The 13,635-nt window shown below is 62.7% G+C and carries 14 protein-coding genes; 9 read left to right on the top strand and 5 right to left on the bottom strand.

Annotated elements, in window-relative coordinates; genetic code table 11:
* Window positions 1–214: 214 nt before the first annotated feature.
* Entirely contained in the window at window positions 215–568 is a 354-nt protein-coding gene (locus NBT82_RS10805; RefSeq protein WP_251328128.1) for a hypothetical protein, read from the bottom strand.
* A 477-nt stretch (window positions 569–1,045) separates the two neighbouring features.
* On the opposite strand from NBT82_RS10805, the gene NBT82_RS10800 reads away from it, so the two are divergent.
* The 4 genes from NBT82_RS10800 (at window position 1,046) to NBT82_RS10785 (ending at window position 2,959) form a co-directional block, all read left to right on the top strand.
* Entirely contained in the window at window positions 1,046–1,294 is a 249-nt protein-coding gene (locus NBT82_RS10800) for a hypothetical protein (protein WP_251328127.1), read from the top strand.
* A 49-nt stretch (window positions 1,295–1,343) separates the two neighbouring features.
* Window positions 1,344–1,667 (top strand): hypothetical protein, encoded by a 324-nt coding sequence (locus tag NBT82_RS10795; RefSeq protein WP_251328126.1) that lies wholly within the window; start codon window positions 1,344–1,346, stop codon window positions 1,665–1,667.
* Window positions 1,664–1,903: a hypothetical protein gene (locus NBT82_RS10790; protein WP_251328125.1), complete on the top strand. Its 240-nt coding sequence runs from the start codon at window positions 1,664–1,666 to the stop codon at window positions 1,901–1,903. The genes NBT82_RS10795 and NBT82_RS10790 overlap by 4 nt, the downstream gene beginning before the upstream one ends.
* A gap of 270 nt (window positions 1,904–2,173) precedes the next feature.
* The gene (locus NBT82_RS10785) at window positions 2,174–2,959 is read left to right on the top strand and encodes an IclR family transcriptional regulator (RefSeq protein ID WP_251328124.1); all 786 of its coding nucleotides are present in this window, start codon (window positions 2,174–2,176) and stop codon (window positions 2,957–2,959) included.
* A 411-nt stretch (window positions 2,960–3,370) separates the two neighbouring features.
* Here the strand turns inward: NBT82_RS10785 and NBT82_RS10780 are convergent, their stop codons facing one another.
* Entirely contained in the window at window positions 3,371–4,138 is a 768-nt protein-coding gene (locus NBT82_RS10780; protein WP_251328123.1) for a DUF7260 family protein, read from the bottom strand.
* A gap of 141 nt (window positions 4,139–4,279) precedes the next feature.
* Here NBT82_RS10780 and NBT82_RS10775 point away from each other — a divergent pair, with 141 nt between their 5' ends.
* Window positions 4,280–5,011: a fumarylacetoacetate hydrolase family protein gene (locus tag NBT82_RS10775; RefSeq protein ID WP_251328122.1), complete on the top strand. Its 732-nt coding sequence runs from the start codon at window positions 4,280–4,282 to the stop codon at window positions 5,009–5,011.
* A 76-nt stretch (window positions 5,012–5,087) separates the two neighbouring features.
* Entirely contained in the window at window positions 5,088–6,311 is a 1,224-nt protein-coding gene (locus tag NBT82_RS10770) for an MFS transporter (protein ID WP_251328121.1), read from the top strand.
* Window positions 6,312–6,342: 31 nt separating this feature from the next.
* On the opposite strand, the gene NBT82_RS10765 is transcribed toward NBT82_RS10770, so the two are convergent.
* Window positions 6,343–7,515, bottom strand: a complete 1,173-nt coding sequence (locus NBT82_RS10765; RefSeq protein ID WP_251328120.1) for an MFS transporter — start codon at window positions 7,513–7,515, stop codon at window positions 6,343–6,345.
* Between the two features lie 187 nt (window positions 7,516–7,702).
* Window positions 7,703–9,034: an OFA family MFS transporter gene (locus tag NBT82_RS10760; protein WP_251328119.1), complete on the bottom strand. Its 1,332-nt coding sequence runs from the start codon at window positions 9,032–9,034 to the stop codon at window positions 7,703–7,705.
* A gap of 554 nt (window positions 9,035–9,588) precedes the next feature.
* Here NBT82_RS10760 and NBT82_RS10755 point away from each other — a divergent pair.
* Both NBT82_RS10755 and NBT82_RS10750 read left to right on the top strand, forming a co-directional pair.
* A complete protein-coding gene (locus NBT82_RS10755; RefSeq protein WP_251328118.1) occupies window positions 9,589–10,407 on the top strand; it encodes an aldo/keto reductase in 819 nt (272 codons plus the stop codon).
* Window positions 10,408–10,473: 66 nt separating this feature from the next.
* Window positions 10,474–11,796, top strand: coding sequence for an LVIVD repeat-containing protein (locus NBT82_RS10750; RefSeq protein WP_251328117.1), 1,323 nt, complete (start codon window positions 10,474–10,476; stop codon window positions 11,794–11,796).
* 73 nt (window positions 11,797–11,869) lie between these two features.
* Here the strand turns inward: NBT82_RS10750 and NBT82_RS10745 are convergent, their stop codons facing one another.
* On the bottom strand, window positions 11,870–12,643 hold the full coding sequence (locus NBT82_RS10745; RefSeq protein WP_251328116.1) for a fumarylacetoacetate hydrolase family protein: 774 nt from the start codon (window positions 12,641–12,643) through the stop codon (window positions 11,870–11,872).
* 143 nt (window positions 12,644–12,786) lie between these two features.
* On the opposite strand from NBT82_RS10745, the gene NBT82_RS10740 reads away from it, so the two are divergent.
* The gene (locus NBT82_RS10740) at window positions 12,787–13,569 is read left to right on the top strand and encodes an ABC transporter ATP-binding protein (RefSeq protein ID WP_251328115.1); all 783 of its coding nucleotides are present in this window, start codon (window positions 12,787–12,789) and stop codon (window positions 13,567–13,569) included.
* Window positions 13,570–13,635: the final 66 nt, after the last annotated feature.

The following is a 13,635-nucleotide window of genomic DNA, read 5'->3' as shown; positions in this document are numbered from 1 at the left end:
GTCTCCAAGGTGTAGGATTTCGAGCCTAGACACGAAAAGTTCTCTCCGAATCACGTCCTCGAGCCTTATCCGAACAGCACCCCTCTCAGTTCTCGTGTATCACTGACTAGAGAGCATCACATTCGGGAGAGTGTAACAAATCGTATCATTCGATCTCGACGTGCGATTACGTTCGCGCTCTCCCCGACCTGACGAAACCATACCGCTGGTGGCCTCAGGCGTGGATTGCGTTCCGTATCTTGGAGAGTGCTTCGTCGACGTCGTGGACGATAAACAGTTCCTCGCGGTCGTTCTCGAGTTCGATACGGATCCGGGTGCGGAATCCTCCTTTGAGGATCGTATCGAGTACCCCCCGCGTACCGGGTTTAACCACGTCGATCGAACGAATCCCCGCGAACGGGATCCCGGTTTCTCTGACGTCCCCGAATCCCGTTGGGTACGGACTGAACACGAGATAATTGTCCGTCAGATAAAGTTGGCCACTCGTCGAGACGATCCGTCCGACGCGATTGGCAGAGATCCGCCAGTGGACGGTGTGTTCCTCGTCGAAATCCGAATCCACCGTCATCTCCTCCCCGCCGTCGGGAATGGCCCTCGGGCGGCTAGTCGACGCTCGCACCGGTCCGCGATGCGACCGTGCCGATGGAGGGGTATCACTCAGTGGCATTCGTTCGACTATGCAGTCGTTGACCGGATATACTCTTCGTTGCGCGCGGCTGGCCGCGGATCCCCGGACGAGAGACCGTTTCGATGGGTGGGACGATCGATGACGGGATGACCACCGGACTGGACTCCGTACTTGGGAAGCGCTGCTACCGTCGCGTGGAGGCGGTCGCTCGCGACGGTCCGCCGTGCCGTTGGCCGATCAACCTCCACTTGGCCGCACGCAGAACACACAAGTAGCGGGCGTGCATCCACCGACCGTGACATGACTTCGCGAGACAAACTGGTCAAATTCGGTCTTCAGATTGCACTTGGCGTGGCAGTAGCAGCCCTCGCTCTCGTGTTGATTCGGGGCGTTTCGCTTCCACCCGTGGTATCCAGCGTGGCTCCGGACCGTACCGGCTGGATCGTCTTCGGCGCCCTCATCGTGGGCTCTCTCGTGGCGGGGTATTTCGCTCAGGACAAGTTTTCACTCTACGTTGCGTCGATGTTCCTCCTCCTTTCGGTGGCCGCCGTCTATCTCGTCGCGGAACTGCTGGATTTCGGGGACCTCGGGGGGCTTTCGTGGGCGATCATCATCGTCGTTTCGATAGTCGGCGCGGTCCGGATCTACTTCCAGCGCCAACTCTGAGTGCCAGGCAAAACTATTTAATCGGCTGTTTTGAATAGTCGCTCGCACCATGGGTCTGACAGCATTCGAGGACGAAGAGTGGTGGGACCGGTATCGGGAGGTCGTAAACGACGATCCCGAGATGAGCACGAGGGGACACGACACCTTCGACGAGAACTTCTACATCGACGTGGGCGATGATCGGTATCTCATCAAGATGTACGAGGGGGAAGTCGAGGAGGTCGTCGCGGACCCCGGGATCGGAGAGGACTGGACGCTCGGGATCGAAGGCCCGCGCGAGGCCTGGGAGGGACTCGAAATCGATTACGGGGCGACCGAGACGCGTCGCGAGGAGATGCGCGCCGCGTCGAGCAAGGGGGTGACGAACCGATGACACAACACTTCTCGCGCCCGGACGAGGAACACCTCTCCGTCGAGCGCGAACCCGTCGACGGTGTGGAGTGTCCCGAGTGTGGGTCGACGAACGTCGAGCGTTATCCCGTCCTGAGCGAGGACGGCTGGGTCAGCGCGCTGAAATGTCGGGACTGCCTCCGTTCGGTCGAACGCGAGGAACGGGACTCGCTGTTCGGGGGGTGGAAGCCGTGGACGGATCTCATCTACGAGAGTTGAATCTCCTCTCGACGACACCATAGCACCGCTCTCGACGACCGTTCGAACGAGCGACCACGTGGTCGTCGATGCGGCGCCAACCGGGAACGGTACCGACGGGGAAAACGGAATCGGGACGGAACGGGGTCGACGGGCACGGTAGCGGTTGTCCCCGTCTGCACACCTGCTCGCACGCAGTCGTTCGATCAGATGAGGATGACGTACGACCGCTACCAGAGCTTGTCGTTTGAGAGGAGAAAATCATAAGGTCATGGATGATGATCCGAATCCATGAACAGCGAGGACGGACGACGAACGATCCGATCTGTCGAGCGGGCCATCACGATTCTCGAACAGCTCAGTCGGACACAGCCGACCCCTCCCTCGTCCCTGAGCGACCGGATCGATCTGACCCCCGGCGCGATCCATACACAACTGGCGACGCTCCAGCAGAACGGATACGTGACGAACGACGACGGCGAATATTCACTCGGTCCACAGTTGCTGACGATCGGCCGGCGAGTCCGGAACAGCCATCCACTGTACGAGGCCGGCCGCGAGGAAGTAGACAAACTCGCCGACGAGACTGGCGAGTGTGCCCACGCGATCATCGAGTTCGACGGACAACGCGTTCCTCTCTATGAGGCGTTCGGTCAGAACGCGGTTGGAACGGAACTCTACCAGAAAAAACAGGAACGGCCGCAGAACTTGCTTCACTGTACGGCGTCGGGGAAGGCACTACTTTCGACGTTTCCCGACGAGCGGGTGGAGCAGTTTCTCGACATTGAGGACCTGAGACGGCTTACTGACCGGACCATCACTGATCCCGATACTCTCTTTGAGGAGCTTGAAACCATCAGAGAGCGAGGGTATGCGACCAACGACGAAGAGGAGATCCACGGTATCCGTGCGATCGGTGTTCCCATCCACGGTCCCAACGGAAGACCGGTCGGGGCACTGAGCGTTTCCGGTCCGACGAGCCGTCTGGAAGGATCCTTTTTTGAAGAAGAACTTCCCGAACGTCTCCTGTACGCACAGAACGTCGTCGAGATCAACCTCCAGACGTCACCGACGTGATCGCCAGTGATTTGATGTACTCTAATCAGATAGAGTGAAAATTCACCATCAATATAATTCATGAAACATAATTTTACGGAATAATAGAAAATAGATCGTGAATATCACCGACAGACCATAATATATTTTCATTCGTTGGATATATCCACTACGAAATCGTACATTTGATATCATCAATCCCTCTCGGCCGCTTTTCGAAAAGAGTGGGATGTCAAAAGACGAGGGCCGCGACGGCTCCGACCCGATCGGAGTCGGAGTCTCGGGAGGGGAACCAAAGGGTCCAGCGACCAAAGGACCCAGTTTCGGTGTTTCGGGAGACCGAACTGGATTCGGCCGTCGGCTGTTCCGTACGCGTTTCACTGCTCGAAATTTTGATTGACAGTATCAAACATACTACCACGGCGGAGGGTGTCACCACATGAGTCGCTTTTGCAGTCGGCGGTGTTCGGTGTCGATCCGCCTCGCGATCAGGCTGACGTCGGTGAGGACCGGCTTCGAACAGGACAGATCTCGATACAGGTACTGGAGGAAGGCGTCCGGCTCGGACTGCTTCCCTAGTGCCGCGGGTTGCCGGCGAATCCGGCGTTGGCGCTCTGCCGACAGCGAGTCACACTCGTCACGGAGGCGTTCGATCCGCTCCAGTTCCTCGCTCGCCCGACAGCGTTCCCACCGTGTGATCCGTTCGCGAATCCCTTCGATCTCCGTGAGCCACTCGTCGAACCGGGTGACCGCCGTGGACAGCGCTTCGAGTTCCCGTTCGAGGTCGTCGACCAACTCGAATCGGTTGTGTCGGGCGTTCTCACAGGCGCTGACGAGCCGAGACTTGGCCAGCGGAGTGTACGGAACCGCCCCCGTGAGCACCTGTGCGACCGACTCGTCGAACTCGGCTCGCACGCTCTCCTCGAAGCCGTCACCGTACTCCGACTCGTAGTGAGGGACCGACATGATCGTGGACCGGTACGCTCGCTCCAGTTTCCGGACTGACGGCGCCGTCGACTGCGCCGCGGGTCCCCCTTCGGCGAGAGCGAACTCCGATCCGGCACCGGGTACACACTGGAGACGGGTGATCCGGTCTTTGAACCGTTCGAAGGCGTCCAGTTCGTCCTCGACGACCGCGACCTCCGCTCGCACTCGCTCGGCCGCGGTCGTGGAGTGGAAACTGTCGATGTCCCCCGTCATCGTCCCTTGTATCGTCGGTGACAGTAATATGTGTTACCATTACACGCGGTTCGCATCGGGCGGAGATCGTTTCGCCCATCGCCGACCGATCGTACGTCATGAAGAACCTATTTATTAGAGGATTTCATACGAGAAGGACGCATGAAGGTAACTCGATTCGTCGACCCGGCGGGTTCCATACGCACTGGCGAGTGGACCGACGACGGTATCGCGTTCGGCGGGCGATCGTACGACCACGACGAGGTCGACGTGCTCCCGCCGGTCGAACCCTCGAAGATCGTCTGTATCGGCCGGAACTACGCTCCCCACGCGGACGAGCGGAACGCCGACATCCCCGATCGGCCGCTCCTCTTTTTGAAGCCACCGAACGCGCTCTCGGGTCACGGCGATACGGTCACGCTCCCGTCCGACAGGGGCCGGATCGAGTACGAGGCGGAGGTGGGCGTGGTGATCGGTGAGCAGTGCCGGAACGTCCAGCCCGAGGACGCGGCGGACGTGATTGCGGGGTATACGTGTGTCAACGACCTCTCGAACCGGGAGGACCAGCGCCAGGAGCAAAACTGGGTGCGGGGGAAGGCCTTCGACAACGCCGCGCCGATGGGCCCCGTGATGGCCACCCCCGACGAGGTTCCGGAGCATCCCGAAGTCACGCTCCATCACGACGGCGAGGTCAAGCAGAACGCGACGACCGCCGACCTGATCTTCCCGATTCCGGACCTGATCGCGGAGATCACGACGCTCATGACGCTCGAACCCGGCGACGTCATCGCGACGGGGACGCCGGCCGGTGTCGGGCCGCTCTCCGACGGCGACGTCGTCGAGGTCGAGGTCGAGGGTGTCGGAACGCTCCGCACCCACGTTCGATTCGACTGAGATGATCGCAGGGACGGGCTCCGGTTCGGCAGTTCGCCCGACACGCCCACGCGACGTCGGTGCGGGTGTCTGAAACGTGGGATTCCCGCTCCCAACGGTTCGTAACGATCAGCGGTTCATCGTCGGCGCCGTCAGCGGCGGTCATCTGCTTTCGCACTTCTATCTCCTCGCGTTCCCACCCCTGTTTCCGCTCCTCCGTGACGAGTTGGGCCTCTCGAACACCGAACTCGGTCTGATCGTCTCGGTAATGATGTTCCCCATCATGGTGTTACAGTTGCCCGTCGGGCAGCTCGTCGACCGCATCGGGGCACAGCGCGTGTTCGTCAGTGGGGTCGGGATCACGAGTGCGGCGACACTCCTCGCCGGTCTGTCCCCCGGCTATCTGGCGCTGTTGGCAGCCGCGTTCGTCGCGGGGGTCGGGCAGTCGTGTTTCCACCCGAGCGATTACGCGTTGCTCTCCGCCGTCGTCGACGCCGAAAACGAGGGCAAGGGCTTCAGTGTCCACACCTTCGGTGGATACGCGGGGTTCGCCGCCGCGCCGCTCGTCGTCGGCGGAATCGGAGTCGCCGCAGGGTGGCGGACGGCCCTCCTCGTTACCGGAGGCGTCGGGCTACTCTACGCGGCCTTCGCGTTCGTCACCATGGGCCGGGTCTATCTCGACCATCTCGATGGAACCGCGGATCAGTCGTCTGCGGGGCTCGTCTCGGAGCTTCGGGAGCTGCTCTCGCCGACGCTCGTGGCCCTGTTTCTCTTTTTCATGCTCCTGTTCATGGCGGGGACGGGCATTCAGAGTTTCACCACCGTCTTTCTGGTCACGGGGTACGGGCTCCCCGAATCGGTCGGTAACTACGCGCTAACGACGTTTTTCGCGTTCAGTGCGGTCGGCGTCCTCGCCGGCGGGTTCATCACCGACCGGTACGACGTTCACTGGGTCATCGTCGTCGCGCTGTTGCTCGCCGGCGCGACGACGGCCGTGCTATCCACGCGGATGCTTTCCCCCGTGACGGTCGTCGCCCTCGGAACGTTCGCGGTCATCGGCGCGTTCAGTGGGGTGATGCGCCCGGCACGCGACCGGCTCGTGAGTACCTACGCCCCGCCGGCGTCTTCGGGTCGCAGCTTCGGGTTCGTCTTCTCCGGTGGCTCCCTCGGCGGATTCATCAGCCCGGTGATACTCGGCTTCGTGATAGACACGATGTCGATCGGACTCTCCTTTCTGCTGATCGCCATCTTCTTCGCGGGCAGCTCCGTGATCGTCGCGGCGATCGGCTTCAGTGACCTCCTCCGGGCGTCCGACGGCTGACGGCGACGAATCGTCTCCGGCGTGCGGGGAACTACCGCGTCAGCCAGGCACTGATGACGATGCTCGCCAGCAGGCTGACGCCGAGTCCGGCGAAGGCGATCGTATACGACGCCACGTCGGAGACGTAGCCGACGTACAGGGGGCCGACGCTGCCGATGAGCGTGTAGACGGTCTTGATCGCGCCGAAGTCCCCGCCCGTGTTCTCGTCGGGAACGAGATCCATCAGGTGGGCCTGCATCACGGGCGGATACGCGCGGACCCCGACCGAGAACACGACGATCGTTACGAGCACGAGCGGCACGGCGGAGACGGCGAGGAGTGCCGCGAGACCGAGTACGGCACAGCCGAGGGCGACGATCGCGACCGTCGGCCGGGGGAACGAGTCGCTCAGGTTGCCGGCGACGGGCATCACGACCATCGCCACGACGAACAGGAGTGCGAACCCAGCGCTCGCGACCGTCGGTGACAGCGATTTCGTCGCCTGGAGATACGTCGGCAGGAAGCCGACCACCCCTTGCCAGGTGAACGAGAACAGCGCGTAGGCGAGGATGAGTCCCCTGATCTCCCGCGACCGCAGGATGCGACCGGCCGTACCACCAACGTCGGGCTTCACCCAACCCAGGACGTACGACTCACGGCTGACGGTATGCAAGAGGAGGAGTACGACGAAAGAGAGGACGACGAGCGGCAGGAACGACCGTTGCCAAGCCCACGTGCCGAGGACGACGACGGCCAGTCCAGCGGAGAGGGCGCTGCCGAACGCACCCGCCGCGAAGTTGACGCCGAACGCCCGACCGCGCCGCTCGACGAACAGGTCCGAGAGCATCGACCGCTGTGGCGTGTAGTAGAGTCCGGTCCCGAGACCGACGAACGCGCCGCCGAGGAAGAACGTCCAGTACGTGTTCGACAACGCGAACAGGCCGAAGCCGAGGGTCAAGACCCCGAGGCTCACGGAGAGAACGGTCGTCCGGGAGAGGTGATCGGAGAACGCACCCGCCGGATACTGGATGAGGGAGTGCAACGCCATCATCACGGAGAGGACGAGGCCGGCCTGAAACGAGGAGATCGCGAGCGAGTCGATGATCTCGGGAAGGAGCGGTGAGAGGACACCTCTGCCGAGGAGTGCGACCAGCCAGCCGAACGAAAGGATGAGCGACATCCGCCCGGTGTAGCCAGTGAACACGGTTTCGTGCTGATCCGCCATATTCCAGCGGAGACGAGTTACACAATTATAACTGCCCCTTGCGGAAATCCGAACATGCCGGAGTCGAGGAGTCGTATCCTCGTGACACGGGGGTCCATCGCCGGGGGACTACGAGAGGTGGCGGCCGAAACGTGAGACGCGGATCCGAGAGGGGGAGACGGCTGTGTTCGGCACCCTCTTCGAGCGTCTACGGCCCGGATTTGGGCGGTCGGAGGACGAGGGCGACGATGCCGGACAGCAGTGCGATCGTACCGCCGAGGACGAAGGTGAGCGTCCAGTCCAGTTGGGTGACGAGCCAGGCCGTGATGACCCCGCCGAACACGCCGCCCCAGATCTTTCCCGAGTAGAGCAACGCGTAGTTCGCGGAGGAGTGGCGCTCGCCGTAGTAATCCCCGACGACGCTCGGGAACAGGGTGTACTGTGGGCTCCAGAAGAACGTCGCCAGGAACACCGCGGCGATGAACGCGAGGTTCATATCGAGACGCGCGAAGGTGACGACGAGATACAGAAAGAGACCGAGCAACACGAACGAGACGGCCATCGCTCGCTCGCGGTTGATCCGGTCGGAGAGGTCGCCGATGACGAGACGGCCGACGCCGCCCGCGATCGGTAACACGGTCGCGGACGCGGTGGCCACGGAGGTCGCCATCTCGAAGTTCTGGGCGAACGAGACGATCTTCGCCGTCAGCATGAGCCCCGCTCCGCTCACGCCGATAAACATCGCATACATCGCCCAGAACTGCCACGTCGAGATCATCTCCTTCGAGGTGAAGGTGGACGTCGAGTGTGTCACGCCGCCGTCGGGCTCTTTAGCCTCCGGCTCGGCCCCCGTTCCGGTCCCAGTCCCAGTCCCGGTGTCGGAGTCAGTGCCGGTAGAGGTCGTGTCCACTTCCGTGTGCCACCCTTGCGGTGGATCCTGGAGGACGAGTGCCCCCACGAAGATACACGCGCCCATGAGGATCCCCATGGTCTGAAGGACGTCGGCGTAGCCGGCAGGCGTCGCGTTCGCCCGGACGTACGGAATGAAAAGCGCGCTGCCCGCGGCGAACGCCATCGTCCCGACGCCCGTGGTTAGTCCTCGACGGTCCGGAAACCACTTGATCGCGGTGTTTACCGCAATCGTATAGACGATGCCGACGCCGACCGCTCCGGCGGAGTACAGCACGTAGAGTTGCCAAACTTCCGTGGCGTACGCGAGACCGACGTAGCCGCCGCCGACGAGTACGCTGGCCAGCAGAGTCAGTCGTCGGGGACCGTACCGGTCACGCCACCAGCCCGCCGGAAACTGGGACCCCGCCTGAAACACCACGAAGAGGGTGAACACCAGCCCGAGGGCGGGTAACGGGATTCCGAGACTCGTCGCGAGTGGTCCCTCGATCGAGGACCACACGTACTGGTAGGGACTCACCATCCCCATCATCACTCCGGCAGCAACGATCAGCCACCACCGCGAGAACCCGAGCAGTTCGCGCGCTTCTGCGCTGTAGTCGAAGTCCGGCGCTGTGGCAGAGTCTGTCATGATACGTGTGCCTGAGTCATACGTTCGTTCGGTTGATCGGTTGTTAGGGGGACCCGGGGACACCGCAGCCGACATCGGACCCGTGACTGGGCGAGGGACGGGCCGATGGCGCCCACAGTCCATCGATGTCGACTCACGACGTATCTCCACGCAGCGTGTCGATTGCGACACGCGACTGGGGGAACGGAGGAGACGGTGACACGTCGACAGCCGACGCGGTCAGGGGGCTCCCGGCGGTCCACGTCCGTCGGACGTCTCCGGTCGGCGACGCGCCTGCTCGGACGGCCGTTCCCGTCCACCGTGGAGCGCAATCGTGATCGGTAACGTGGACGCTTCGCTGGCTCGCAGTAGCCGCTATCTTCGGATCGATCATATCTGGCTATCAGGTCTATCGCCATTTTCGCAGTACCCGTATTTTAATCTTGTCAGTCGTTCATAGGTGCACCGGCGTGGGACGACTGACCGTGTCTGGCGGCGACGCGGGTCGAACACACGGTGACGTCGGTCGTGCCACGAAAACAATTAACACGATCGGGCGTGTTGCTACCCGCGTCATGCCAGCCGAAGAGCTACCAACCCCCGGACTGGGGACGCTCCGGAACATCGACGCGGATCAGTGCGCCCGGACCGTCGCCCGTGCGGTCGAGGTGGGCTATCGACACATCGACACCGCACAGAAGTACGACAACGAATCGCTGGTCGGGGACGGACTCGACCGAGCGGCGGTCCCTCGTGACGACCTGTTCGTCGCGACGAAGATCGCCGAGTCGAACCTGGGGTACGACGACGTCCTCGAGACGGCCGACCGAAGCCTCGAACGGCTCGGTCTCGACACGGTGGACCTGCTCTACATCCACTGGCCGGCCAGCTCGGGGGAAACGGATCGTTACGATCCCGAAGAGACGATCCCGGCGTTCAACGAACTGTTCGACGACGGCGCGTTTCGGCACTTCGGCGTGGCCAACTTCTCGGTCGAACTCATCGAGGAGATCGACGACCGCGTCGAAGCACCGATCTTCGCGAACCAGGTGGAGATGCATCCCCTGCTCCAGCAGGCGGAACTCGCCGAGTACGCACAGGCCAACGACATGTATCTCGTCGCGTACTCCCCGCTCCTCCGCGGCGATCTCGGCAGGGTCCCGGAACTCACCGAGATCGCCGCGAAACACGACGCCACGCCGGCACAGGTGAGTCTGGCGTGGCTCATGAGCAAGGACAACGTGGTCCCGATCCCGAAGGGACGCGGGGACCACCTCGTCGAGAACTTCCGCGCACGCGATCTCGAGTTGACCCCCGAGGACATCGAGACGATCGAAAACATCGACCGGGAGTTTCGGATCGTCGACCGGCCGAAAGGCCCCTGGCAGTGGTAGCCGGGCGCCGTCGTCCGACGACGCCCGTGGGGAAGCATTATTATCCCCGCGGTGGATGTGTCGACAATGGCACCAGAAGCCACCGAACAGCGAAACGTCTCGCTCGTCGGCTATACCGACCTGAACGACAAACCGGGATTCAAAATCGCGATCGACGAGGTCGGCGGGCGATGGTACGTCTACCTCGGCTCGATGTGGCACCGTGGCTGGTCGATCGTCGACGTCACCGACCCGACGGACCCGGAGACCGTGCGGTTCGTCGAGGGACCGGACAACACGACGACGAAGCAGATCCAGGTCGCCGACGGGAAGATGATCACGGGATTGGAACGGCCATCGACGGCCGATCCCGAGCGCGGTGAAGCGACCGACTGGAACGAACCCTACGAGGCCGGCGCGTCCATCTGGGATCTCGAAGCGGATCCGACCGACCCCGAACTGCTCGGACAGTACGAGACCGGCGGTCGTGGAACCCATCGGAACTTCTACAACGGCGGCGACTACGTCTTCATGTGCGCCAGCCCGGAGGGGTTCGAGCCGACCATCGACGACCGCTCCACGAAGCCGGTCAAGAACTTCCACCTCCGAATCGTCGACATCTCCGATCCGAGCGATCCGACGGAGGTATCGACGTACATGTATCCCGGACAGGAGCCGGATGAAGATACGCCCCAGGGGGATCTGTACAACCGCTACTTCCACGGACCGGCCTACGCGATGGACGACCGTGCGTATCTCAGCTACGGCCGCGTCGGCATGATCGCGCTCGACATCTCCGACATCGAGAATCCGACGCAGTTGTACGAGGTCGGCTTCGGGAACGCCCTCGGGGGCTACAACGGCGTCCACTCGTTCATTCCGATCCCGGGAACCGACCTCGCGGCAGTCAACAGCGAGGCCATCCTCGAGGGACGGCCCCGGGATCACGAGAACGGCGATCCGCTCGGCTACACCTTCCTCGTCGACGTCTCCGAGGAGATCGATCCCGGCTTCGAGAACGTCACCCACCACGGCCCGCGGGTCATCGGTTCGATGCCGGTCCCGACGCCCTCGGACAACGTCGAGTACGACGACTACTTCGACAAACCCGGTCGGTTCGGGCCGCACAACCAGCACCACCCCCGCGGCGAGGACACCCGGTTCCACTCCGACGAGTATCTCGTGATGGCGTATTTCAACGCCGGGATCCGGGTCTTCGACATCTCGAACCCGACCGCCCCGTTCGAGGCCGGTCACTACGTTCCCGAACCGCCGGAACACCGGTACGGACCGCGCCCGCGTAACGAACTCGGCACCCAGGTCGAGGACGTCGCCGTCGACTCGCGCGGATACATCTACTGTACCGACCCCAACCGCGGACTGTTCGTCCTCGAATCGGACCTGTTCTGAGCAGTCCCGGGCCCCCTCTCGTCGGCGTGGCAGTGGGCAAAAAAGAACGGGAGTGGATCGTTCGCGGCCGGCGTCAGAAGTCCGGCATGAAGTCGTGGTCGACGGTCCCCGTGAAATCGCTGGCGGTGACGTCGTGTTCGAGCGTCCCGATGCCTTCGATCTCGACCTCGACGACGTCGCCGTCGGAGAGCGGCCCGACGCCGGCCGGCGTCCCCGTCGCGATGACGTCGCCGGGTTCGAGCGTCATGAGCGTCGTGATCTCCGCGATCAGTTCGTCGACCGGGAAGATGAGGTTGTCGAGCGAGGACGACTGCTGTGTCTCCCCGTTCAGTCGAAGTTCGATCGACGCGTCGTCAGGAACCTCGTCGGGGGTGGCCATCACGGGGCCCATCGGCGCAGCGTTGTCGAAGGCCTTCCCCCGCACCCAGTTTTGCTCCTGGCGCTGGTCCTCCCGGTTCGAGAGGTCGTTGACACACGTATACCCCGCAATCACGTCCGCCGCGTCCTCGGGCTGGACGTTCCGGCACTGCTCACCGATCACCACGCCCAACTCCGCCTCGTGGTCGATCCGGTCTTTCTCGCGTGGAAGTTCGACGGTGGCGCCGTGGGAGGACACCGTGTTCGGTGTTTTCAGGAACAGCAGCGGCCGGTCGGGGACCTCGGACCCGGTCTCCTCGGCGTGGTCGGAGTAGTTGAGACCGACACACACGATCTTCGACGGATCGGTCGGCGGCAGGACGTCGACTTCGTCGATATCGTACGATCGCCCGCCGAACGATACCTCGCCGTCGGTCAGTTCGCCGGTTCGGACGGAGCCAGCAGGGTCGCGGAAGCGTATTTTTCGCATGTGCGGATACGAATGTACGAAGGAGTAATAAAAAGATTTCTCTCAGAGTCGTCGATCTCGAGGACGGCGACCCGTCGGTTTCGCGGCGATCCAGTGCGACCACGTAGCAAGATTGATAAGGTATACCATTACAGTATTAATGCATGGCGCGACTGGAGCTCCAGAATATCAGCAAGGTGTATGGAACGGGAGAGAGTGCCGTGACTGCGCTTGACGACGTCTCGCTCACCGTCGACGACTCCGAGTTCGTCAGTGTCCTCGGCCCGTCCGGGTGTGGGAAGAGTACGCTGCTCCGGATCATAGACGGGTTGCTCGAACCGACGTCGGGCACCGTCGCCATCGACGGCACCGAAGTGAGTGGATCGGGGCAGGACCGTGGCATGGTGTTTCAGTCGTTCAACCTGTTCCCGTGGCGGACGGTCCGAAAGAACATCGAGTTCGGGCTCGAGGTGGCGGGCGTGAGCAAAAAGGAACGGAAGCAGGAAGCCCAGAAGTACATCGACCTGGTCGGACTGCAGGACTTCGGCGACTCCTACCCGAAGGAGTTGTCCGGCGGGATGCAACAGCGGGTCGGACTGGCCCGCGCGCTCGCCATCGACCCGGAGATCCTGCTGATGGACGAACCCTTCGGCGCGCTCGACGCACAGACCCGCGAGCTCATGCAGACGGAACTGCTGAAGATCTGGTCGGAGAACCAGAAGACGAGCGTGTTCGTCACCCACGACATCGAGGAGGCCATCTTCCTCTCCGATCGCGTCGTGGTCCTGACCGACCGCCCCGGACGGATCCACGAGATCATCGACGTCCCGTTCGACCGCCCGCGCTTCGGCCGGGATCTCAAGGCAGAGCCGAAGTTCGGCGAACTCCGCGAACACATCTGGGACCTCCTGTTCGAGGACACCGAACAACCCGCGACGGTCCAGTAACGGCGCCGGACGGTCCGACTCCTTTTGCGTGATTCCGGTCCGATCGTGGAGCGTCTGAAGCCGACG

Origin of the sequence: Haloplanus sp. HW8-1, assembly GCF_023703795.1 — an archaeon.
GTDB lineage: Archaea > Halobacteriota > Halobacteria > Halobacteriales > Haloferacaceae > Haloplanus > Haloplanus pelagicus.
This window is presented reverse-complemented; position numbering and strand designations above follow the sequence as displayed.

Bases quoted from the DNA above. Each gene is read 5' to 3' on its own strand.
- NBT82_RS10750 (WP_251328117.1), top strand. From the start codon at position 10,474: ATGGCACCAGAAGCCACCGAACAGCGAAACGTCTCGCTCGTCGGCTAT.
- NBT82_RS10780 (WP_251328123.1), bottom strand. From the start codon at position 4,138: ATGACGGGGGACATCGACAGTTTCCACTCCACGACCGCGGCCGAGCGA.
- NBT82_RS10785 (WP_251328124.1), top strand. From the start codon at position 2,174: ATGAACAGCGAGGACGGACGACGAACGATCCGATCTGTCGAGCGGGCC.
- NBT82_RS10760 (WP_251328119.1), bottom strand. From the start codon at position 9,034: ATGACAGACTCTGCCACAGCGCCGGACTTCGACTACAGCGCAGAAGCG.
- NBT82_RS10745 (WP_251328116.1), bottom strand. From the start codon at position 12,643: ATGCGAAAAATACGCTTCCGCGACCCTGCTGGCTCCGTCCGAACCGGC.
- NBT82_RS10755 (WP_251328118.1), top strand. From the start codon at position 9,589: ATGCCAGCCGAAGAGCTACCAACCCCCGGACTGGGGACGCTCCGGAAC.
- NBT82_RS10795 (WP_251328126.1), top strand. From the start codon at position 1,344: ATGGGTCTGACAGCATTCGAGGACGAAGAGTGGTGGGACCGGTATCGG.
- NBT82_RS10775 (WP_251328122.1), top strand. From the start codon at position 4,280: ATGAAGGTAACTCGATTCGTCGACCCGGCGGGTTCCATACGCACTGGC.
- NBT82_RS10805 (WP_251328128.1), bottom strand. From the start codon at position 568: ATGACGGTGGATTCGGATTTCGACGAGGAACACACCGTCCACTGGCGG.
- NBT82_RS10765 (WP_251328120.1), bottom strand. From the start codon at position 7,515: ATGGCGGATCAGCACGAAACCGTGTTCACTGGCTACACCGGGCGGATG.
- NBT82_RS10740 (WP_251328115.1), top strand. From the start codon at position 12,787: ATGGCGCGACTGGAGCTCCAGAATATCAGCAAGGTGTATGGAACGGGA.
- NBT82_RS10790 (WP_251328125.1), top strand. From the start codon at position 1,664: ATGACACAACACTTCTCGCGCCCGGACGAGGAACACCTCTCCGTCGAG.